The sequence below is a fragment of the Insolitispirillum peregrinum genome, assembly GCF_900156605.1.
In the GTDB taxonomy this organism is placed as follows: Bacteria; Pseudomonadota; Alphaproteobacteria; order Rhodospirillales; family Rhodospirillaceae; genus Insolitispirillum; species Insolitispirillum peregrinum.
This window is the reverse complement of record NZ_FTOA01000001.1, coordinates 463972-485686: the sequence shown is the minus strand read 5'-3', so window position 1 is coordinate 485686 and position 21715 is coordinate 463972. Positions and strand designations below refer to the sequence as shown.

At 61.8% G+C, this 21715-nt stretch carries 18 protein-coding genes; 1 reads left to right on the top strand and 17 read right to left on the bottom strand.

Features of this window, described 5'->3' with window-relative positions; translation table 11 throughout:
* Positions 1 to 4 precede the first annotated feature (4 nt).
* The 6 genes from BW995_RS02025 to BW995_RS02000 form a co-directional block, all read right to left on the bottom strand.
* Complete coding sequence (locus tag BW995_RS02025) at positions 5 to 1156, bottom strand: ATP phosphoribosyltransferase regulatory subunit (protein ID WP_076398426.1); 1152 nt, start codon at positions 1154 to 1156, stop codon at positions 5 to 7.
* Positions 1157 to 1383: 227 nt separating this feature from the next.
* The gene (locus BW995_RS02020; RefSeq protein WP_076398424.1) at positions 1384 to 2766 is read right to left on the bottom strand and encodes a methyl-accepting chemotaxis protein; all 1383 of its coding nucleotides are present in this window, start codon (positions 2764 to 2766) and stop codon (positions 1384 to 1386) included.
* 291 nt (positions 2767 to 3057) lie between these two features.
* Entirely contained in the window at positions 3058 to 4209 is a 1152-nt protein-coding gene (locus BW995_RS02015; RefSeq protein WP_076398422.1) for a phosphoserine transaminase, read from the bottom strand.
* Between the two features lie 255 nt (positions 4210 to 4464).
* A complete protein-coding gene (locus BW995_RS02010; RefSeq protein ID WP_076398421.1) occupies positions 4465 to 4992 on the bottom strand; it encodes a GNAT family N-acetyltransferase in 528 nt (175 codons plus the stop codon).
* Between the two features lie 20 nt (positions 4993 to 5012).
* On the bottom strand, positions 5013 to 5762 hold the full coding sequence (locus BW995_RS02005) for a pyridoxine 5'-phosphate synthase (RefSeq protein ID WP_076398894.1): 750 nt from the start codon (positions 5760 to 5762) through the stop codon (positions 5013 to 5015).
* A 69-nt stretch (positions 5763 to 5831) separates the two neighbouring features.
* A complete protein-coding gene (locus BW995_RS02000) occupies positions 5832 to 9119 on the bottom strand; it encodes a sensor domain-containing protein (protein ID WP_175616955.1) in 3288 nt (1095 codons plus the stop codon).
* A 385-nt stretch (positions 9120 to 9504) separates the two neighbouring features.
* Between BW995_RS02000 and BW995_RS01995 the strand changes: the two genes are divergently transcribed.
* Positions 9505 to 10842 (top strand): TolC family outer membrane protein, encoded by a 1338-nt coding sequence (locus BW995_RS01995; protein WP_076398417.1) that lies wholly within the window; start codon positions 9505 to 9507, stop codon positions 10840 to 10842.
* Positions 10843 to 10909: 67 nt separating this feature from the next.
* Here the strand turns inward: BW995_RS01995 and BW995_RS01990 are convergent, their stop codons facing one another.
* The 11 genes from BW995_RS01990 to rpiB all read right to left on the bottom strand — a co-directional run bounded on the left by BW995_RS01990 (position 10910) and on the right by rpiB (position 21419).
* Positions 10910 to 12994: a sodium-translocating pyrophosphatase gene (locus tag BW995_RS01990; protein WP_076398416.1), complete on the bottom strand. Its 2085-nt coding sequence runs from the start codon at positions 12992 to 12994 to the stop codon at positions 10910 to 10912.
* A 200-nt stretch (positions 12995 to 13194) separates the two neighbouring features.
* Entirely contained in the window at positions 13195 to 13689 is a 495-nt protein-coding gene (locus BW995_RS01985; RefSeq protein WP_139332716.1) for a flagellar basal body-associated FliL family protein, read from the bottom strand.
* Positions 13690 to 13818: 129 nt separating this feature from the next.
* Positions 13819 to 14811 (bottom strand): thiamine-phosphate kinase, encoded by a 993-nt coding sequence (gene thiL, locus BW995_RS01980; RefSeq protein WP_076398413.1) that lies wholly within the window; start codon positions 14809 to 14811, stop codon positions 13819 to 13821.
* 18 nt (positions 14812 to 14829) lie between these two features.
* Positions 14830 to 15375, bottom strand: coding sequence for a transcription antitermination factor NusB (gene nusB, locus BW995_RS01975; protein ID WP_076398411.1), 546 nt, complete (start codon positions 15373 to 15375; stop codon positions 14830 to 14832).
* Between the two features lie 268 nt (positions 15376 to 15643).
* Positions 15644 to 16099, bottom strand: a complete 456-nt coding sequence (gene ribH / locus BW995_RS01970) for a 6,7-dimethyl-8-ribityllumazine synthase (RefSeq protein WP_076398410.1) — start codon at positions 16097 to 16099, stop codon at positions 15644 to 15646.
* A gap of 3 nt (positions 16100 to 16102) precedes the next feature.
* Positions 16103 to 17224: a 3,4-dihydroxy-2-butanone-4-phosphate synthase gene (gene ribB / locus BW995_RS01965; RefSeq protein ID WP_076398408.1), complete on the bottom strand. Its 1122-nt coding sequence runs from the start codon at positions 17222 to 17224 to the stop codon at positions 16103 to 16105.
* A gap of 3 nt (positions 17225 to 17227) precedes the next feature.
* Complete coding sequence (locus tag BW995_RS01960) at positions 17228 to 17815, bottom strand: riboflavin synthase (RefSeq protein ID WP_076398407.1); 588 nt, start codon at positions 17813 to 17815, stop codon at positions 17228 to 17230.
* A complete protein-coding gene (ribD, locus tag BW995_RS01955) occupies positions 17816 to 18892 on the bottom strand; it encodes a bifunctional diaminohydroxyphosphoribosylaminopyrimidine deaminase/5-amino-6-(5-phosphoribosylamino)uracil reductase RibD (RefSeq protein ID WP_076398893.1) in 1077 nt (358 codons plus the stop codon).
* 76 nt (positions 18893 to 18968) lie between these two features.
* Positions 18969 to 19442 (bottom strand): transcriptional regulator NrdR, encoded by a 474-nt coding sequence (gene nrdR, locus BW995_RS01950; protein ID WP_076398405.1) that lies wholly within the window; start codon positions 19440 to 19442, stop codon positions 18969 to 18971.
* Positions 19443 to 19596: 154 nt separating this feature from the next.
* The gene (gene glyA / locus BW995_RS01945) at positions 19597 to 20889 is read right to left on the bottom strand and encodes a serine hydroxymethyltransferase (protein ID WP_076398404.1); all 1293 of its coding nucleotides are present in this window, start codon (positions 20887 to 20889) and stop codon (positions 19597 to 19599) included.
* A gap of 86 nt (positions 20890 to 20975) precedes the next feature.
* Positions 20976 to 21419 (bottom strand): ribose 5-phosphate isomerase B, encoded by a 444-nt coding sequence (gene rpiB / locus BW995_RS01940; protein ID WP_076398402.1) that lies wholly within the window; start codon positions 21417 to 21419, stop codon positions 20976 to 20978.
* Between the last annotated feature and the right edge of the window lie 296 nt (positions 21420 to 21715).

Genomic DNA, 21715 nt, shown 5'->3' with positions numbered 1-21715 from the left:
AGTGTCATCCCTGCTTGTCGTTAATGGCGTGGAGATCCCCGCCAACAGAATAATGAGAACATCCCAACCGCCGAGCCTCGGCGGCAAAATCCTGCGGATCCTGAAGCGCGTTCAGGGTCACCCAGCCATCGGTCTGATACCGCCCGGCCAGCAGGCGGTCCTTTACCGACAGCAACACGCGCGGACCGCTGGACAGCGGCTCCATTGCTTCGGTAACGGCATCAACCGACAGTGTCGCCCCGACGGCCCGTTCCTGAGCCTCGCCAGCGCGATAACGACCACCCCGACCCAGCTCGCCACTGACCCCGCGTGAGAACACGCTGAAGCTGACGCCGGTATGGTATTCAAATCCACGGTATTCGACCGGATCAATGGTCAGGGTTGCCGCCGGATGCTCTTCGCGCACCAGGGCAATCACCTCGGCCAGCGTATCCCGGCGCTGGGCAGCGGCGGCGGGCAGATCCATCGCCTGCAAGCGGCTCAGAACCTCTTCGGCCTCGCCAATGCAGCCCAGCAGGACACCGAACACCCCGGCCACATCACCGCCCATCGCCTTGACGGCGGCGGCGTCCTTTTGATCCAGCGCATCGCGCAGGGTCCGGCGTGCCTCGGGGCTCAGCTGCAAGGCATCACACATCGCCGGCACCAGCGGCGGCAGCATCAGGTCAACCGACACATCCCGCACACCAACGGCATCCAGTGCCCGGATCACCATTCCGATCACTTCGGCATCGGCCACCGGGGTATCGGCACCGATCAGCTCGATCCCGGCCTGGGTGAACTGGCGTTCCGGTCGCAATTGCGAGCCTTTGACCCGCAGCACCTGCCCGGCATAGCACAGGCGCAGGGGACGGGGATGTCGCACCATCCGGGTGGTTGCAATGCGGGCAACCTGAATGGTCATGTCAGCCCGCACGCCCATCATGCGCTGGCTGAGGGGGTCCATCACCCGGAATGTATCCTTGGTGGTGACCGCTCCGACGCCATCGAGCAGGCTTTCTTCGAATTCGATCAGGGGAGGCTTCACGCGATCATAGCCATGGGCCGCAAACACGCCCAGCAGGCGGTTAACGGCAACAGCCTCGAGCGCCGCATCCGGCGGCAACACATCACGCAAGCCCGTCGGCAGCAAAGCCTTGTTGGCGGTATCACTCATCGGGAACAGGTTTCCACGGGAACAGCTTCCACGAAGGGAGACAGGGGGACGAACAGGGACAAAAAACGCACACCGTTCTTCGGCCTGAACATGGAACCGCCGGTCAGACACAAGGCCAGACCGGCGGTTCTGCTGTGTACTCTAATTATGGCTACGGAGCAAACGGGAAATGCACCTGATGGCACGTTAAGGGGTTTTTCATGACCCACCCGGCCACACCCCTGCGCTTAAAAAGCCGGACGGCTGCCCCACACCACCGCCCGATCCTTGCGGGCGGCCAGCTCGTCAAGACAGGCCAGCACATCGACCGATGCCCGCGCTGCCCGTTCGATGCAGCCGATCGCCCCATCCAGATTGCCAGCCGCATAGGCGCGGGCGGCCTCGATACCAGCCGAATGGACTTCCTGATGCGGCTCGGCCAGTCGCTGATAGGCCGGATGTTCGACCAGATCGCTGGCGGTCAGGGTGTCGTACCACTTGCCCAGACGACAGGAATGATGGTCGGCCAGCTCGTCGGCTTTCAGTGTTGTCCGCCCCACCAGCATCGCCGCCAGTCGTTTGCGCCACAACACATGGTCCGATTTGGCAACATGGATGGTGAAATCCTCAATCTGCACTGTCGCCAGCTCGCTGATCCCGGCCGCAATCTGGGCTTCGCCCTGATCCATCACATCCAGAACCCGCTCAACGTTGGCCACATTTTCGGTCGACATGTGGGCAATGGCAGCAATACCCGCCGAGATTTCAGCCGACGCATCCATCTGCTGGGTCAGGATGGCTGCCACGTCCTGCATTTTGACCGTCACCAGCTCGACGCGCTCGACCACTCCGTTCATGCTGACACCGGTGGCCTCAATCACCTTGCGGCCCTGCTCGACGGCCTGCGCGCCCTCTTCCATCGAGCTGGCAATGGTCGCCATTTCCTGCCGCAGCGATGCAATACGCGCCCGAATGTCGACCGTCGCCCGGGCGGTTTGGTTGGCAAGATTCTTGACCTCACCGGCCACCACGGCAAAGCCCTTGCCAGCCTCGCCAGCCCGGGCGGCTTCGATGGTCGCATTCAGCGCCAGCAGGTTGGTCTGCTTGGCGATGGCCTCAATCTGCTGCACGATATCGCCGATCTGGTTTGATGCCTCAACCAGCCGCTCAACCTTTTCCGATGCGCCATCAACCGCCTGCGTGATCGCCCCGATGGTGATCACCGCCTGCTGGCTGGCCGCCATCGCGTCCTGAGCAGCAAGGCGCGCCTGTTCGGCGTCGGCCACCACCCCATCCGAGTTGCGACTGATTTCCTGCACCGATGCCACCATTTCTTCCGAAGCGGCAGAAATAGCCTGTGTCCGGCTATCGACTTCACGCACTTCGCGCATCATGCCAGCGGTCACCGTAACGGCATCGCTGGCATTGATCGACAGCGCAACAATGCGGCGAAGATCGCCCTGTGCCCGCGCGTGTAAAGCCTGTGCCAAAGCATGAAGCTTCTGCTCCAGCGGCGATATCCCTTGTGGGACGTCGAGATATTTTCCCGCCAGCAACAAATCAAGGCTTTCTTCCAGATCAATACTGGAAGAGCCAAGACCGTGCGACTGAGGCACCACCGACTGAAGCATGATTCCCCCCAAAGTAGAGTTCAGGAACGGGCGTCCTCTGGATAGCACCAAAGAGCCTTTTATTCCTTAATATTCTGCCATCATGATTAAAGCAAAAAGATGGTCACTGACATACGACCATAGCCTTCCCTTAGTTTTAAATGATCCTTATTTAACAACTTTCAGGTAAGGCGATCTCTTTCTTACCCCATATTCCACATTTTTAAAATGGTAATTTAAGAAAAAAAGGGCAGGTCACCGATACCTCGGCAACCCGCCCCTGAATACTGAAGCATACCGTTCGTATGCTTTTTATGCTTTCACCTGTTCATAAGCCCATTCGATCCACGGCAACAGGGCTTCGATATCCGACGTCTCGACCGTCGCCCCACCCCAGATGCGCAGTCCGGCAGGGGCATCGCGATAGCTGCCCAGATCATAACCGACCCCTTCAGCATCCAGCAGGGAGGCGATTTTCTTGGCGGCCTTGGCCCGGTCATCCTCTGACAAGGCGGTAAACCAGTCAGCAGTGATCACCAGACAGATCGAGGTCCACGAGCGGATTGCCGGGTCTTTGGCCAGAAAATCAATCCACGGCGTGCGGGCAACCCAGTCTTCCACAGCGCGCAGGTTCTGCTGTGAGCGGGCAATCAGCGCCGGGCGGCCACCAATGCTTTCCGCCCACTTCAGCGCATCCACCTGATCTTCGACCGCCACCATCGACGGAGTATTGATGGTGTCACCACGGAAGATGCCTTCAATCAGCTTGCCGCCCGAGGTCAGGCGGAAAATCTTGGGCATCGGCCAGGCAGGCGTATGGCTTTCAAGGCGGGCAACAGCGCGCGGCGACAGGGCAATCATGCCATGCGCCCCTTCGCCACCCAGCACCTTCTGCCACGACCAGGTGACCACATCCAGCCGATCCCATGCCATCTCCATCGCGAACGCCGACGAGGTGGCATCGCAGATCACCAGACCTTCCCGATCCTCGGCAATCCAGTCACCGTTCGGCACCCGCACGCCCGAGGTGGTGCCGTTCCAGGTGAACACCACGTCGCGGCTGAAATCAACCTGCGACAGGTCCGGCAGCGCGCCATAGCCCGCTTCCAGCACCCGCACATCCGGCAGCTTCAGCTGCTTCAGCACGTCGGAAACCCAGGTCGAGCCAAAGCTTTCCCACGCCAGCATGTCCACACCACGCGGCCCCAGCAACGACCACAGGGCCATTTCCACCGCGCCGGTATCCGACGCCGGGACGATCCCCAGACGCCAGCCATCCGGCAGGCCGAGAATGGCGGCAGAACGGTCGATCACCTCGGCCAGCCGTTCCTTGCCGATCTTTGCCCGGTGCGAGCGACCCACCGGCGTCGCCGACAAGGCATCAACCGACCATCCCGGACGCTTGGCGCACGGGCCGGAGGAAAAGTTGGGATTTGCAGGGCGAACCGAAGGCTTGGTCAGCATGATGGGTAGTCCTTGACGATGGGGGCACCCAGCCCCCGTAACCCCTGAAGAGCAGGGAAAAAAGAGGCGGGAACTCTAAAGCATCGCACGAAAAGTGGAAACCGGTTTTCGTGTCGGCGATGCGACAGAAAAAGCTGACTCATCGCACGAAAAGTGGGAACCGGTTTTCGTGTCGGCGATGCGACAGAAAAAGCTGACTCATCGCACGAAAAGTGGGAACCGGTTTTCGTGTCAGCGATGCGACAGGGCACGACATTAGACCGCGGTCAGGTCCAGTTCCATGTAGATCACCCCCGGGATGGGGTTGTCGTAATAGGGGGCGCATTCCTGAAAACCAAACCGCTGGTACAGGGCCACCGCCTCATCCAGCCGCTCCAGCGTATCGAGAACCATCCGCTGATAGCCCAGTTGGCGAGCACAGGCGATGATCTGGTGCGCCAGACGGCCGCCAATCCCCTGACCGTGATACTGCGGGTAAACGTACAACCGTTTCATCTCGCAGGCCCCGGGCACCAATACCGGCTCGGTCGCGGCTTTTTGATACAGCGGGCGCACCGCCACCCCACCGGCAAGGAACAAGCCTTCGCCGCGGTCTTCGGTTTCCCATGCCAGCAGCAACTCACCCACCGGCGGCGCGTAATCGCCCGGCAGGGTGTTCAGCTCGGTTTCAAAGCCCTGAAAACACAGATCAACGTTCAGGTATCCCTGATAGTCGCGGAACAATCGCCGCGCCGACGCCATGTCCTGGGTATCGCGGGCCGGACGAATATGAAAAGCGCGCATCAGGGAGTTCCTTTTTTCTATCAGACAGCCAGAGCGGCACCATACCGGCGCACGGCCTCGGCGAAACCATAGCGCAGGGCGTCCCCGGTCAGTTCGTGACCAATCGACGCTTCGTGAATGAACGGAGCCCCGGCAATCAACGGCGGCGTGTTCAGCAGGTCGAGGTCATGGCCGATGTTGACCATCAGCCCCAACCTTTGCCCGACCTGCGCCGCCCCGACCACCGCCTGCAACGCCGCCTGCCCGGCCTCGCTGTCCAGACCATGCAGCCGCACCGCTTCGGCGTAGGCACCGGTATAAATCTCGAAACCATCGGCACCGGTGGCCGGAACCGCCGGAGTTTGGGCGGCATCGGGGTCCATGAACAGGATCACCCGCGCACCCTGTTGCTTCAACCGCTGCACCACCGGCTTCAGGGTTTCCCCTTCGGCAGACAGGTTCCAGCCGCTGTCAGAGGTAAACGCCTGCGGCGCATCGGGCACCAGCGTCACCTGCTCGGGGCGGATTTCGGCCACCAGATCAAGGAAATCCGCTGTCGGGCGGCCTTCGATATTGAATTCGATCGCCGGACGCAACGGCGCCAGCAAAGCGGCCAGATCATGGACATCGGTACGGCGGATGTGGCGTTCGTCGGGGCGCGGGTGCACGGTCAGACCTTTGGCACCGGCCTCCAGGGCAATCCGTCCAAACTCCACCACATTCGGAGATCCGGTATGGCGAGAATTCCGCAACAGGGCGACTTTGTTCAGGTTTACGCTAAGCCGAGCCATGGTGTACCGCTTTTCCATTTCCAAATCCCCGCCGACAGGGCGGGGGCCGTCTGCAGGCCCATGATGGGCTTACCGGTTCAATCCTGCAAAACCTTCCAGGGACGTCTCCCGAATATGGGGGAAAAACACCCCACCCGATGCAGCCTGTTCGCGCAGCAGGTTGGCCAGGGCATCGGCCGCCATCGGGCGACCGAACAGATAGCCCTGAATCACGTCGCAGCCTTCGTGCAGCAGATAGGTATACTGTTCTTCGGTTTCGACGCCTTCGGCAATCACTTCCAGCCCCAGACTGTGTCCCAGATTGATCGTTGCCCGCGCAATCACCGCGTCGTTGTGCTCGGTGGTCATGTGGCGGACAAAGGACTGATCCAGCTTCAGCTTGTCCACCGGGAACTGCTTGAGGTAACTCAGCGAGGAATAGCCGGTCCCGAAATCGTCAATGGCCAGTTGCGCCCCCATTTCCGACAGCTCGGACAGAACCTGCACCGCCTCGCGGGCGTCTTGCATCAGCATGCTTTCGGTCAGTTCCAGCTCGACCTTGCGCGGGTCCAGACCAATACTGTCGGCCACATCACGCACGCGCTGGACCAGACCTTTCTGGCGGAACTGCACCGCAGAAATATTGATTGCCATGGTCACCGACGGCAATCCGTCCAACTGCCAGGCGCGGCTTTGCCGCATGGCTTCCTGCAACACCCAGTCGCCAATCGGCAGGATCAGACCGCTGTCTTCTGCTACCGGAATAAAGCGGGCCGGTGAAATCGCCCCCTGTTCCGGGTGGTTCCAGCGCAGCAGGGCTTCGACCCCCACCACCCGCCGGGTTTTGACGTCCACCTGTGGCTGGAAGAACAGGGTCAGGTCGCCGTTATCAATCGCCCGCCGCAAATCGCCTTCCAGACTGAGGCGGATCCGGGCTTCGGCATTCATGTCATTGGAGAAGAAGAAATAGCTCTCGCTTTCCGAGCGAATGGCGCGGTACATCGCCATGTCGGCATTCTTGATCAGGTGATCGGGGTCTTCGCCATCCTGCGGGAAAATGGCAATCCCGACATTGGCCCCAACCCGCACTTCCAGACCATCGAGATCAACCGGCTTGCCGACCTCATCAATGATCTTGCGCGCCAGCGTCGCCGCCGTATCGGCGTTGGGCAGATGGCTCTGGATCACCGCAAACTCGTCGCCGCCGATACGGGCCACGGTTTCCGCAAACGGTGCGGCAACTGCGTTGATGCGCGAGGCAATGGTCATCAGCAACTGATCACCAACTTCGTGGCCAAGGGTATCGTTAACCCGCGAGAAGCGGTCAAGGTCGATGAACATCACCGCCAGTGCCGACCGGTCACTGCGGGCCTTGGTCACCGCCTGATACAGATGGTCGCGGAACAGCACCCGGTTGGGCAGGCGGGTCAGGGTGTCATAATTCGACAGGTACAGGATACGTTCTTCGGCCCGCTTGCGCTCGGTCACATCTTCATGAATGGCGACAAAGTGCGCAATCGAACCGCTGTCATCAACAATCGGAGCCACCGTCTGATCAACGGTGTACATTGTCCCGTCCTTGCGGCGTTCGACCATTTCGCCGCGCCAGATACGGCCATCAAGGATGGTTTCCCACAAACGTTGATAGGTTTCGCCATTCTGTACCCCGGAGCGCAGGAACGCCGGGGTCTGGCCGATGATGTCCTTTTCGCCATAGCCGCTCAGGCGGGTAAAGGCGTCGTTGACCCATTCAATGCGGCCATTGCGGTCAGTGATGAAAATCGCATTGGCCGCGGCGGCCATCGCCGTTCCCTGCAACCGCAGACGACGCTGGTCCAGCACCTGCTGTTGCACGGCCCCCAACCGCGCCGCCACCGTTTCCAGCCGCTGCCGCAACGGCTCGGCCGGAGACTGCCCGTCGCCGACCAGCACCAGCAAGGCCGACACGTCATTTTGCAACCAGACCGGCAACACAAAGGACCATTGGGCTTCGGGCGGCAGGCCATCCATATGGGCCGCCAGCCGCTCGCCCCGCCGCACCAGGGCAGGCATGCCGGTGCGGATCACTTCATGCAAAATGCCGCAGGCGACCCCACCACCGGCCAGCAACTGTTCCCACAGGGCTTTCAGGTCAGCGGACTCGCAGCCCTCATCGCCGGGGGCACCCCAGCGGCAATAGCAGGACCGTAGCGCCAGCGCCTCTTCCTTCTCCACCCGCTCGATCAGCGACACCTGGGGAATGTCAAAAATATCACTGAGATCCCGGCAGACTTCACGGGCAAATTCCTGGTGGCCAATCCCACGCAGAACCTTTTGCTCCAGATGATGCAAAAACTCGCCCAGACGGGCCGTCAGGCGGGCTTCGGTAATGTCACGGGCGACGATCACATGCAGGTCGCCTTCCGACTGGCGCGCCGTGCTGACCGCAATGGCCAGGGGAACCCGCAGACCGTTCCGCCGCAGTCCGTCCACTTCGACACTGGCCAGGGATGCCAGACCACTGGAAGCCGCCATGCTGTCGAAACCGGCATCCCACGATGCAGGAATGACCATGGCCAGTGGCTTGCCGAGAACCTCGAAGGCGGCATAGCCGAACACCCGCTCGGCGGCAGGATTGAATTCCTGAATGTCTCCCAAGCTGTTCACCGAAATCACCGCGTCGGGCATCACGTCCAGAATACGGCGCATCTTGCCAGCCTGCTCGGCGGCCGCCAGCTCCGAGATGATCGCCTGCTGGCGGGCAGCGTCAATCTGCTCGCTCTGGCGCCGCAACGCCACCACCAGCAATCCGATCGCCACCAGCATCCCGAAAGCCTGCCCGGCCATGACATCAAAGCGATAGGTCAGCTCGCGCCATTCGGGCAAAGCCATCATCATCGGGAAGACGATCACCGACCCGCCCCATCCCAACAGGGACAACGCCAGATATTGCGCCGACAAATGCGGCAGACGGCCATGACGCCACATGGTGACCGCCACCATCACCATCATGCCGCCAACCACCGCATGAATGGGGAACACCAGCAAATCGGCCGGAAAGCCGATCAGGGATGCCATCAACAGCCACAGGGCCCCGCAGCCCCCGGTCACCCACAGGGCAAAGCGCGGGATCGGACGCTCGCAGAACATCCAGGAGCCGGCCACCAGCAGAATGGCCCCCAGCAAATGAGAGCCCTCGGACACCACAATCCTGATGAATTCAGGCGTTTCCGTCTCCGATAGCCAGCGGAAAACAACCGTGTGGAAGACAAGCAGCAGGACTCCACCGCCCCAGAGCCGCAGGCACGGGCCATTACCGGGCAGCAGTGATTGATAGACCAGAGCGCCCGCCATGATCGCAGCACTCAGCGAGGCCATCAACAGAACAGAGGAGTCCATAAAAGCCATAGCACACCCAATTTTCGGCCCACGCCAGCCGGAAGCATTCGAACGCCGAATCGCGGTTCACGAATATAGGTAAAAGGAACGGATCACCCGCTTTGTACAACATCTTATCCGCCAGCACCATATAACGCGCGGCCAGTGCGGAATTTTCTTGGGGTCAGGTATTGTTTGCCCTCAACCCTCTCTCGCGCGCCAGACCGGCATCCTGCCCAAAAGGAGATGTCTGACAATACAAATCCGGTTTGTTCGTTTGACCTGCAATCCGGAATTCATTATCAAATCAGGTGGTGAACCGCACATATCAAGGCGGGAACCACAACCAGGGGTGAAAGAGCCTTCCAGACACGGGCGTCTGGGGCAACCGTCAGTGGGACCGGGGATGAAAACAAAAGTCTTTCTGTGCGGCCTGACCGCACTGTCGCTGATTGCGGCCACCCAGCCAGTCTGGGCGGCATCCATGGCAGAAGAATTGCGGGATCTGGTCAACACCCACCCTCAGGTTTCCGCCGGTCGCAAAAACGTATCCAGCGCCGAAGAGCAGGTGAACAAGGCCTTTGGCGGCTATCTGCCCCGCGTTGACCTCAAAGGCGATGCCGGCTACGAATATGTCGACAACCCCACCCGCCGCGACACCGTGGGCGACCCGTTCGGCATGGGCCGCGACACCGCCAGCGTGGTGGCAACACAGGTGCTGTATGACGGTGGCGCCACCGCCTCGGCCTATGAAGCCGCCAAGCTGCAAAAGGATGCCGTCTCAAGCGACTCAAGCGCCACCGAGCAAAGCGTCCTGCTGCAAGGGGTGGCTGCCTATCTCAACGTCCTGCGCCAGCGCGAACTGATCAACCTGTCGCGCCAGAACGAAGAAAACATCAAGCGGCAGCTCAATCTGGAAAACGAGCGCGTCCAGCGTGGCTCCGGGATTGCCGTTGACGTGCTGCAAGCCAAGTCCCGCCTGCAGATTTCAAAGGAACGCCGCGTCACCGTCGAAGGTGCCCTGAAAGACGCGGTATCCACCTACGAACAGGTCTATGGCCGCAAGCCTGACATGGCGTCGATGCGGATGCCTGGCGTTCCTCTGGAACTGCTGCCGCCGTCCCTTGATGATGCAATCAAGATTGCCGTCGCCAACAACCCGGCCCTTGAAAGCGCCAAAAAGCAAAGCGCCGTGGCCTCGGAACAGCGCGATGCCGCCGAAGCCGACTATATGCCGCGGGTGAACCTAGAAGCCGCCGCCGACTACGAGCACAACAAGAACACCGTCATCGGTGTTCGTCGTGACTATTCGGTGCTGGTGACCGCCAACTGGAACGTCTTCAACGGCTTTGCCACCCGCGCCAATACTGCCCGCGCCGCCTATGACTATGCCGCCAGTCAGGACAAGCAGGTCTACGTCCATCGCAAGGTCGAGGAACAGACCAAGCTGGCATGGCAGGCTCTGGAAACGGCCCGTCAGCGGGTCAACCTGCTGCAGAATGCCGTCAATATTGCGTCGGAAGTCTACACCTCCCGCATCAAGCTGCGTGAAGCGGGCAAGGAAACCGCCATCAACGTGCTGGATGCGGAAAACGAAGTGTTCAACGCCCGCATCAACCTGACTGCCGCCCTGTTTGACGCCAATATGGCGACCTATCAGGTGTTGCAGGCCATGGGGCAACTGTCACTCGCCAACGCCTCGTCGGGCAAGGGCGATATTCTGGCCTCGCCAGTGGCGGATTAGCCAGAGTTGTGAACCGTAAAGACAACGGGGGAGCAACCACGTGCTCCCCTGTTGTCTTTGATGCCCCTCACCCACCGACAAGCGCCAGAAACAGCAGCGCGACAATGTTGGTAATCTTGATCATCGGGTTGATCGCCGGGCCAGCCGTATCCTTGTAAGGATCGCCGACGGTATCGCCGGTGACGGCGGCTTTGTGGGCGTCCGACCCCTTGCCGCCATGATGACCATCTTCGATGTATTTCTTGGCGTTATCCCATGCCCCGCCCCCGGAGGTCATCGACAGGGCAACAAACAGGCCGGTGACAATCGTCCCCAGAATCATCGCCCCCAAAGCGGTAAAGGCGGCGGCCTTGCCAGCGACAGCCCAGATGATCCCGGCCAGCAGCAACGGAGCCAGCACCGGCAGCAGGGACGGCAACACCATTTCACGGATTGCGGCCCGGGTCAGCATGTCAACACAACGGCCATACTCGGGTTTGGCGGTTCCCTCCATCAGGCCATCGATCTCGCGGAACTGCCGACGAACCTCGATCACCACCGCTCCGGCAGCCCGCCCAACGGCCTGCATCCCCATTGCCCCGAACAGATAGGGCAGCAGCCCACCAACCAGCAGGCCAACCACGGTGTAAGGGTCCTGCAAGCTGAACGTCAGATCGAGCGTCGGGAAATAGTGGTGCAGGTCTTCGGTATAGGCGGCAAACAGCACCAGAGCCGCCAGCCCGGCCGAGCCGATGGCATAGCCTTTTGTCACCGCCTTGGTGGTATTACCCACCGCATCCAGTGCATCGGTCACCTTGCGGACCTCCGGTGGCAGATTGGCCATCTCTGCGATCCCACCCGCGTTATCGGTCACCGGCCCATAGGCGTCCAGCGCCACAATGATCCCGGCCAAAGCGAGCATGGTGGTCGCGGCAACGGCAATCCCGAACAACCCGGCCAGGGCATGGGCCGACAGAATGCCGACACAAATCACCAGAACCGGCAGGGCTGTTGCCTCCATCGACACCGCCAGCCCCTGAATGACGTTGGTGCCATGACCTGTCACGGATGCCTCGGCCACACTCCTGACCGGACGATAGGCAGTGCTGGTGTAGTACTCGGTAATCCAGATCAGGGCCCCGGTCACCAGCAGGCCGACCATTGCCGAGGCCAGCAGATGCCACGGCCCGATCAGCATTCCCCCACGGATTTGGTGCGTCTCGCTGAATCCGAACATCAGGAAGGTCACAAAGGCCACCAGCACCGCCGACGCAACGCCACAGGCCAGAACGCCTTTGTACAGCGCCCCCATGATGTTCTGCGAGGCCCCCAGCCGGACAAAGAACGTTCCCAGCACCGAGCCCAGAATGCATACCCCGCCAATCATCAGCGGGTACAACATCATCTTTTCAGCGCCATCCCCGGCAAACAGGATGGCCGCCAGCACCATGGTCGCCACCATGGTCACCACATAGGTTTCAAACAGATCAGCGGCCATACCGGCACAATCGCCCACGTTGTCACCAACGTTATCGGCAATCACCGCCGGATTGCGCGGGTCGTCTTCGGGGATTCCAGCCTCGACCTTGCCGACCAGATCGGCACCGACGTCGGCCCCTTTGGTAAAGATGCCGCCGCCCAGTCGGGCAAAGATGGAAATCAGCGATGCGCCAAAGGACAGGGCGACCAGCGCTTCAAGGATTGTCCGTTCCGGGATCGCCGAAAGACGCAGAGCGGTGTAATAGACCGCCACCCCCAACAACCCCAGCCCCACCACCAGCATCCCTGTCACCGCCCCGGAGCGAAAGGCGATGGTCAACGCCCCGCCCATGCCCTGCGCCCGCGCGGCTTCGGTGGTTCGGACATTGGCCCTGACCGAGATGTTCATCCCGACATAGCCCGCCACCCCGGACAGAATGGCCCCGATGGCGTATCCGACCGCCACCGGCCAGCCCAGCCGCCAGCCCAGGGCAGCCCCGACGACGACCCCGACCACGGCGATGGTGCGATATTGACGATTGAGATAGGCCGAAGCCCCTTCCTGAATGGCCCCGGCAATCTGGCGCATGTCCAGGGACCCGGCATCGGCAGACAGAACGGCGCGCATCGCCCACAGACCATAGGCCAGGGCGACCACACCACAAACAATAACAAACAGACTGGACGCAAGCATGACAGACCCCCCCATTCCCGGAGACAGCAGTCGAGAGCGTTCTTCAAGTCTGGCGGTGAACCACCTTATGCGATTGAGATCAAAGCCCCTGTGTTCACCACCGCAGCAGGATTTCGTGAAAATGCGATATCCGGCAAACCCGTCACCACGCACCTTGCCACGAACCACGAGGTGGACATCATAGCACGCGCAATCAAGGGTTACCGACTGAAAACCGACTGGAAAATAATATCTTTCACCACGCCGGGCCCCACAGCACGCTCGGAAATGACCAGCAGCCGCTCACGGACCTTTTGCAGGTCAAGGTTTTCGCTGGTCTTTTGCTGCTCGGGGATGATCTCGTACAAGGCCCGCAGATACAGGTCCTGCAGGCGTGGCATTGCCGCAGCTCCTTCGGCCTGCTTGCCTGCTTCCAGCTCGATCCGCAGGGCGATGTAGATATTGCGCTTCAGCTCGCCGCCCTGAATCACCGGGATCAGCATCGGGGAAACCTGCATGTAAACCGGCTCGACGCGCGGCGGCGGAGCGGCAGCTTCGGCCTCGGCTTCAGCCTCGGATTTCTGTCCGACAACTCCGACGATGTTGGCAATGGCACCACCGGTAAAATCCGGAATGATCGCAAAGTGGACCAACCCACCGACGCCACCGCCGACAGCTGCAACCAGAGCAAACACGATGATCAGTAAACGAAACATGGGCGCCCCGATGATATGGCCGATGATATGGCGAGCCGCGCCGGAATGCCATAGCATACCGCACTGCAGTCATAGCACGAAACGACACCGGGCGCATCGCCCGAAAACCGTCAGGGTTTGCGCTCACCCCTAAAAATGCTGCCAGCCTGTGGCCGCGAGTTGCATCGGCTGCCCCTGACGATCAAGGACACGCACCGTCTCCGCCGCACTGTCGTCCTCGCGGCACAGCCCGATCACCGTTGGAGCCAACGGCCCCAGACGGGCTTCGACCTCGGGCCAGTTCTCTGGCGGAATGGTCAACAACAATTCGTAATCATCGCCACCGGTCAAAACCAGCTCATCAGCAATGTGGGTATGTTCGCGGGCTACCTGCAAGGCCGCCGACAGCGGGACAGCCTCCAGCCGGATCTCGGCACAGACACCACTGGCGGCACACACATGCCCCAGATCCTGCACCAGCCCGTCCGAGATATCCATCGCCGCTGAGGCCAGCCCGCGCAGGGCTTGCCCGATCACCAGACGGGGCTGCGGCAGGTGATAGCGGGCCGCCAACGCCGCACAGGCATCCTCAGGCACCCCCAGCCCGGTCAGCCGCCCCTGAGCCGCCCACAGGCCGACAGCGCCATCGCCAATGGTGCCGGTGACGGCGATCAGATCACCAGCCTTTGCCCCTCGCCGCAGCAGCGCCTGCCCCATCGGAGCCCACCCCAGAGCGGTCAGAGAAAAGGTTGCCGGGCCGGGGGTAGCCACGGTATCGCCCCCAATCACCGGACAGCCGAATTCGACCACATCCAGTGCCAGACCAGCGGCAAAGGCTTCGACCCAGGCATCGGAACAATCGCGCGGAAAGGCACAGGCCAGCAACATGCCCGCAGGTGTCGCCCCCATCGCGGCCAGATCGGACAAATTCACCCGCACCAGCTTGCGCGCCACCAGATCGGGCGGATCGTCCGGCAGGTAATGAACGCCTGACAGAATGGCATCGACGGTGACCACCAGTTGCTGGCCCGCAGGCGGCACCAGCAGGGCCGCATCATCCTTCAAGCCCAACGCCCCCGGAGCCGAAGCTGCCAGGGGCGCGAACAGGTCAGCAATTTGCTGGAACTCACTCCGACGCGCCATTCAGGGGCGGGTCCGCGATTATTGCGCAGCGTCGTCAGAGCCCTGACGCGGGCGGCGCGGAGCCCCCATTTCGTCCGAGCGCAACTGGCGGGCCAGCCGATCGAGCACCGCATTGACCAGACCGGCCTCGGGGCCGTCATAGAACGAACGGGCAATATCGACATACTCGGCCACGGCGGCGCGCGGCGGCACGTCTTCGCGTTCCATCAGCTCGTACAGGCCGCAGCGCAAAACGCTGCGCAGCACCGGCTGCAGACGCTCGGCATCCCAGCCCTGCGCCAGAGAGGCGTCGATCACTTCATCCAGACGCTCGCGCATGCCAGCGACGCCACGCACCAGAACGCTGAACAACTCGGCATTCAGTTCGATCAGCGGAACGACCTTTTCCGTTTCCAGATCCAGGTCTTCTTCGATCACTTCGCCACCGATGGCCCCCGACAGGAAGTCGCGGATCACGTCTTCCAGGCGACCTTGGCTCATGTCAATCTGGTACAACGCCTGAACAGCCGCCAAACGGGCCGCGCACCGCCGCAGGGCGGTCTCATGAGTATTTTTCTTTGCCATCGTCTCTGGCCTGTGGCCTCATTTCGGCGGCCCGGCACAGCACCGGGCACTGTTAACAGCAGGAAGGCAGCAGACAGCCTCTGCCGCCATCTGCCTTGCTCCCCCATATGACACCAGACCCGCCGCTCGCGGCGGGTGAGATACCATGAAACATGGGGAGGCAAAGGGGTGGTATAAAGCCTCTGGCGTCAGAACGAAAGAGGGAACAACCGGGAAAGTGCATTTCCCGGCCATCCCCACCGCCATTCAGCCGAAACCGGCAGTGATGTCAAAGACCCAGTTCGCGCTTGATGTCGATCATGCGCAGGCAGGCCTTGGCTGCCTTGCCACCCAGGTTTTTCATGTCTCCACGGGCGCGGGCCATCGCCTGATCACGGTTGGCGACGGTCAGAATACCGTTGCCGACCGCCAGCGAATATTCCAGCGCCAGAGTCTGGATGCCGGTCATCGCTTCGCGGGCCACATGGTCATAGTGGTCGGTCTCGCCACGGATGGCGCACCCCAGAACCACATAGCCAGCAAAGCGCATGTCGGTGGCGCGCAGTTCCATCGACCGGATGGCAAAGCGGATCACCGCCGGAATTTCCAGCACACCGGGAACGATCACCCGCTTGTAACCAGCGCCCTGAGCGGTCAGTTCCTGCACCGCCCCCTTGACCAGATGGTCGGCAATGTCTTCGTAAAAGCGCGCTTCAACGATCAGAATACGCGGACCTGTGGTCATTTCTTAACCCTCCTGCGCCGCAATCGGACGACGTTCCACGACCCGCAGGCCATACCCGTCCAGACCGATAATATGCTTTTCGGTATTCGACAACAGGATCATGTTGGTGACGCCCAGATCGAGCAGGATTTGTGCCCCGACCCCATAGTCCACCAGACGCCCACCGGTCGCAGGTTCACCCAGACGTTCGCGGATCTGGTCAGAAAGCGTCGAACGGTTGGCTTCGCGCAACAGCACCACCACACCGCGCCCTTCGGCGGCGACCATTTCCATCGCCGTCTGCAACTGACCCTGACGGCCCCCGGCCACATCACCCAGCACATCGTCCAGGACGTGCATCGCATGCATGCGCACCAGCACCGGCTCGTCGGTGGTGATGTCGCCCTTCACCAGCACGATGTGCTCGGCATAGGCGAGGGTGTTGACGTACACCGACAGCTTCCAGTCACCACCAATGCGCGAGGTCAGCGCGCTTTCGACCTCGCACTTCACCAGCTTTTCGGTCCGGCGGCGATAGGCGATCAGATCGGCAATGGTGGCGATCTTCAGGCCATGACGCTGGGCAAAGGGGATCAGGTCCGGCATGCGGGCCATGGTCCCGTCATCGTTCATGATCTCGCAGATCACGCCCGCCGGGTTCAGACCGGCCAGCCGCGAAATGTCAACGGCGGCTTCGGTGTGACCGGCCCGCACCAGCACCCCGCCATCGCGCGCCATCAGCGGGAAAACGTGGCCCGGCGTCGCCAGATCATCCTTGCCCCGGCTGGGATCGATGGCAACCGAAATGGTCCGGGCGCGGTCGCCAGCCGAAATCCCGGTGGTCACCCCTTCGCGGGCCTCGATCGAGACGGTGAAGGCGGTGGCCAGACGCGACTGGTTGTGCGCATCCATCATCGGCAGGTTCAACTGGTGGCAACGGTCGCGGGTCAGGCTGAGGCAGATCAGCCCGCGGCCATGCATCGCCATGAAATTGATCGCGTCCGGGGTTGCCATCTGGGCCGGGATGACCAGATCACCTTCGTTTTCGCGGTCTTCGTCATCAACCAGAATGAACATCCGGCCATTGCGCGCCTCTTCGATGATGTCTTCGATCGGCGAGAGGTGTTCAGAAAACGGAGAGCTCACGGCTTAGTCCTTATCCATCAGGCGGGCGACATAGCGCGCCAGCATGTCAATTTCCATGTTGACCTTGTCGCCAACCTTCAGCGCGCCAAAGGTGGTGACCGACTGGGTGTGCGGAATGACGTTGATCCCGAACTGGTCGTCGTTGACTTCGTTGACGGTCAGCGACACGCCGTCGATGGCCACCGACCCCTTGGGGGCGACGTACTTTTTCAGCGCCTGCGGGGCTTCAAAGGTGAACCGCTTGGACTCGCCGTCCATCTGGATGTCCACCACCGTGGCGATGCCGTCCACGTGACCGGAGACGATATGGCCGCCCAGCTCGTCACCGACCTTCATCGCTCGCTCGAAGTTGACCGGACGCCCGGTCTCCCAGCCGCCGAGGGTGGTCTTTGACAGGGTTTCCGCCGACGCCTGCATGGCGAACCAGTCGGCTCCCTTTTCGATCACCGTCAGGCAGACGCCGTTGCAGGCAATCGAGGCCCCGATATCAACGGTGCCCATGTCATAGGACGAAGAGAATTCAAAGCGGACTTCGCCGCTCCGATCCACCGCGCGCACACTTCCCAAATCCGTGATGATGCCAGTGAACATTTATCGTCTCTCGTATAATTCAAGATGATCGGCCCCAAGGGCCTGGATGGTCTTGCGAGCAAAATCCGGGCTGGCGGCCAGTCGGTCAAGCCCCAAAGCCGCCACCCCCGGCAATCCGTCTCCGCCAATCACTTTCGAGGCGCGGAACCACGCCAGACGATCAACCAGACAGGCAGACAGGAACGAGGCCGCCACCTGCCCGCCGCCTTCGATCATCAGGCGAGTAATGCCGCGTTCGGCCAGCGCGCTGACCACCGCTTCGGGGTCCGGGCGGCCTTGTGGTGTCGCCGCAACCTCGATCGTCTCGACGGCAGTCTCTGCCGCCAGCGCCTGCGCCGCCTCGCGGCCTTGCGGGCCATGGATCACCCACGTTGGCACATCGGCGGCGGTCTGCACCAGTTTGCTGGCCCGCGGGATCAGCGCCTGACTGTCCAGCACCACCCGCACGATCGGACGGCGGCTGAGGCCCGGCAGGCGACAGGTCAGCTCCGGGTCATCCAGCACCACCGTACTGCGCCCGACCAGAATGGCATCATGGTTCGCCCGCAGGCAATGCGCCATCGCCCGCGCCCGTTCGCCGGTGATCCATTTGCTGTCACCATTGGCCAGCGCAATCCTGCCGTCCAGCGTGGTCGCCACCTTCAGCGTCACCAGTGGCCGCTGTTCCTCGATGCGCAAAAAAAAGCCCGCATTCAGATGGCGAGCTTCGTCTTCCAGCAATCCGACCTCAACGGCAATCCCGGCGTCGCGCAGCATGGCAACCCCACGCCCGGACACGCGCGGGTCCGTGTCAACCATCGCGCAGACACACCGCGCGATACCATGACGGATCAGGGCTTCGGCGCAGGGCGGGGTTTTTCCGTGATGGCTGCACGGCTCCAGCGTCACATAGGCCGTTGCACCGCGCGCCGCCTCGCCGGCCTGCGCCAGCGCCTGCGTTTCGGCGTGGGGACGACCTCCCGGCTGGGTCCAGCCACGTCCGACCACCTGCCCGTCACGCACCAGCACACAGCCGACCGCCGGATTGGGCCAGACATTGCCCAGCCCGCGCTGCGCCAACGCCAGCGCCGCCCGCATGTGGGCCAGATCATCGGCCCGCGCCAAATCATCGGCCCGCAAGGGGGAGAACGACCGCGCCGGGGCGGGAGCAAAATCAGTCAGCGAGGGGAGCACCACCAGGACCGCCTAATGTTTCGACAAATTCTTCGAAGTCACGCGCTTCGCGGAAATTCTTGTACACCGAAGCATAGCGGACATAGGCCACCTGATCGAGAGCCTGCAAGGCCTCCATCACCATTTCCCCAATCATTGAGGACGGAATTTCGGTTTCTCCCGAACTTTCCAGACGACGCTGGATGCCATTGACCACCCGTTCTATACGGTCTTCGTCCACCCGCCGCTTGCGGCAGGCAATGGAAATGGAGCGCACCAGCTTTTCACGCTCGAACGGCGTCCGCTGACCATTTTTCTTTTGAACAATCAGTTCACGCAACTGCACCCGCTCGAACGTCGTAAAACGCGACGAACAGGCCGGGCAGAAACGGCGGCGACGAATGGCCGAATTGTCATCGGTCGGCCGGGAGTCTTTCACCTGAGTATCGTCATGGCCGCAAAACGGACAGCGCATCGAAGGTCCCTTTATTACCCCGGCGCACCGCTCCGGGGGGCATCAAAAAAATATCACCGGCGGCGCCTCCCGGATGAAGACGCCCAAGAAATTCCTGGCCTGCCCCCACGAAAGCAGGGGCAGGCCAGAAACCGCAGAACAGTCAACCGTCAGCTTAGCCGAGGGTCGGGTAGATCGGGAAACGGGCGCACAGGGCTTCGACCTGCGCACGCACGGCCTGTTCGGCGGCCGAGTTGTCTTCCGGGTTGGCGGCCAGACCATCCAGAACCTGCACGATCAGTTTGCCGATCAGACGGAATTCGTCTTCGCCAAAGCCACGGGTGGTGCCAGCCGGGGTGCCCAGACGAACGCCCGAAGTAACGGTCGGCTTTTCCGGGTCGAACGGGATGCCGTTCTTGTTGCAGGTGATGCCGGCCCGTTCCATGCTGTGCTCGGTGGCATTGCCCTTCAGGCCCTTCGGACGCAGGTCAACCAGCATCAGGTGGGTGTCGGTGCCGCCAGAGACGATATCCAGCCCGCCCTTCATCAGCTCGTCGGCCAGCACCTTGGCGTTGGCAACCACCTGCGCGGCGTACTGCTTGAATTCCGGCTTCAGGGCTTCGGCAAAGGCCACCGCCTTGGCGGCGATGATGTGCATCAGCGGGCCACCCTGCAGCCCCGGGAACACCGCCGAGTTGATCTTCTTGCCGATATCGGGGTTGTTCGACAGGATCATCCCGCCACGCGGACCGCGCAGGGTCTTGTGGGTGGTGGTGGTCACGATGTCGGCAATCGGCAGCGGGCTGGGATGCACGCCACCGGCCACCAGACCGGCGAAGTGGGCCATATCGACCATCATCAGCGCCCCGACCTTGTCGCAGATCTCGCGCATGCGCTTGAAGTCGATGATGCGCGGATAGGCCGAGCCACCGCAGATGATCAGCTTCGGCGCGTTGGCGACAGCCATTTCTTCGACCTGATCATAGTCGATCTGGGCGTCCTGCTGGCGCACACCGTACTGCACGGCATTGAACCACTTGCCCGACTGCGCCGGCGGCGCGCCGTGGGTCAGGTGACCGCCAGCGGCCAGGCTCATCCCCATGATGGTGTCGCCCGGGGTCAGCAGGGCCTGGAACACCGCGCCGTTGGCCTGGGCGCCAGCATGCGGCTGCACGTTGACGTATTCGCACTGGAACAGTTCCCTGGCGCGCGAAATCGCCAGGCTTTCAGCAATGTCAACGCATTCGCAACCGCCGTAGTACCGCTTGCCCGGATAGCCTTCGGCATACTTGTTGGTCATCACGCTGCCAGCGGCCTCGAGCACCGCCTTGGAAACGATGTTTTCCGACGCGATCAGTTCGATCTGGCCCTGCTGGCGACCCAGCTCGGCCTTGATCGAGCCCATCACATCCGGGTCAGAATCGGCCAGCGACGAGGAGAAAAAGCCTGCGGGAACGGTGTAGGTCATGGATGCTATCCTTAGCAGCAGTCAGGTGCCTTCGCGCAGCGGGCAAAGGCTGTCAAAGCAACGAAGATGGGCAGAACGGGCCTTACTTACGGCGTCTTGTTCATCTTGTCCACGCGGCGCTGATGGCGACCGCCTTCAAACGGGGTGGACAGAAACAGTTCCAGGCACTGTTTGGCGATTTCCGGGCCGGTGGTCCGGCCACCCAGCACCAGCACGTTGGCGTCGTTGTGCTCGCGGCACAGGCGGGCGCCATAAGCATCATGCACCAGCGCAGCACGGATGAACGGATGGCGGTTGGCGGCGATGGAAATGCCGATCCCGGTGCCGCACAGCAGGACACCGCGCGAGGCGGTACCGTCCTTCAGGGCCGCGGCCATGGCATCGGCGACATCGGGATAATCAACCGACTCAGTCCCGTGGGTTCCCAGATCGACCACCGTCAGCCCCAGGCTCTCGGCATGGGTCTTCAACAGGGCCTTCAGCTCCAGCGCCCCATGATCAGAGGCAAGCGCCAACACATCGGCAGTCATCTGTTCCACTCTCCATCAGAAACAGCCAGCATCACGCCACCGATCATCGCCCCTGACAGGCCAGAACAGCAACGCAAGCGAATCGTGCGCCTTCTCTAGCACAGCTCGGGCGGCAATGCCAATCATGCCGTACCGCATGGCAGACCGGCGCCTTCCCGGCCTCCTCCCGGCACAAAGGCCAGCGCAAAGGCCAGCGCAAAGGGACGGCAATGTTTCCAAGTAGACACATCTGACAAACCAAAGTAAATGTCCAGATAATGGAAATCATTGGACATACAGAATTGACATTGCGCACA

Excerpts from the sequence above, each read along its gene's own strand:
- BW995_RS02025 (WP_076398426.1), bottom strand. The coding sequence starts at position 1,156 with ATGAGTGATACCGCCAACAAGGCTTTGCTGCCGACGGGCTTGCGTGAT.
- BW995_RS02020 (WP_076398424.1), bottom strand. The coding sequence starts at position 2,766 with ATGCTTCAGTCGGTGGTGCCTCAGTCGCACGGTCTTGGCTCTTCCAGT.
- BW995_RS02015 (WP_076398422.1), bottom strand. The coding sequence starts at position 4,209 with ATGCTGACCAAGCCTTCGGTTCGCCCTGCAAATCCCAACTTTTCCTCC.
- BW995_RS02010 (WP_076398421.1), bottom strand. The coding sequence starts at position 4,992 with ATGCGCGCTTTTCATATTCGTCCGGCCCGCGATACCCAGGACATGGCG.
- BW995_RS02005 (WP_076398894.1), bottom strand. The coding sequence starts at position 5,762 with ATGGCTCGGCTTAGCGTAAACCTGAACAAAGTCGCCCTGTTGCGGAAT.
- BW995_RS02000 (WP_175616955.1), bottom strand. The coding sequence starts at position 9,119 with ATGGACTCCTCTGTTCTGTTGATGGCCTCGCTGAGTGCTGCGATCATG.
- BW995_RS01995 (WP_076398417.1), top strand. The coding sequence starts at position 9,505 with ATGAAAACAAAAGTCTTTCTGTGCGGCCTGACCGCACTGTCGCTGATT.
- BW995_RS01990 (WP_076398416.1), bottom strand. The coding sequence starts at position 12,994 with ATGCTTGCGTCCAGTCTGTTTGTTATTGTTTGTGGTGTGGTCGCCCTG.
- BW995_RS01985 (WP_139332716.1), bottom strand. The coding sequence starts at position 13,689 with ATGTTTCGTTTACTGATCATCGTGTTTGCTCTGGTTGCAGCTGTCGGC.
- thiL (WP_076398413.1), bottom strand. The coding sequence starts at position 14,811 with ATGGCGCGTCGGAGTGAGTTCCAGCAAATTGCTGACCTGTTCGCGCCC.
- nusB (WP_076398411.1), bottom strand. The coding sequence starts at position 15,375 with ATGGCAAAGAAAAATACTCATGAGACCGCCCTGCGGCGGTGCGCGGCC.
- ribH (WP_076398410.1), bottom strand. The coding sequence starts at position 16,099 with ATGACCACAGGTCCGCGTATTCTGATCGTTGAAGCGCGCTTTTACGAA.
- BW995_RS01960 (WP_076398407.1), bottom strand. The coding sequence starts at position 17,815 with ATGTTCACTGGCATCATCACGGATTTGGGAAGTGTGCGCGCGGTGGAT.
- ribD (WP_076398893.1), bottom strand. The coding sequence starts at position 18,892 with ATGCGGGCGGCGCTGGCGTTGGCGCAGCGCGGGCTGGGCAATGTCTGG.
- nrdR (WP_076398405.1), bottom strand. The coding sequence starts at position 19,442 with ATGCGCTGTCCGTTTTGCGGCCATGACGATACTCAGGTGAAAGACTCC.
- glyA (WP_076398404.1), bottom strand. The coding sequence starts at position 20,889 with ATGACCTACACCGTTCCCGCAGGCTTTTTCTCCTCGTCGCTGGCCGAT.
- rpiB (WP_076398402.1), bottom strand. The coding sequence starts at position 21,419 with ATGACTGCCGATGTGTTGGCGCTTGCCTCTGATCATGGGGCGCTGGAG.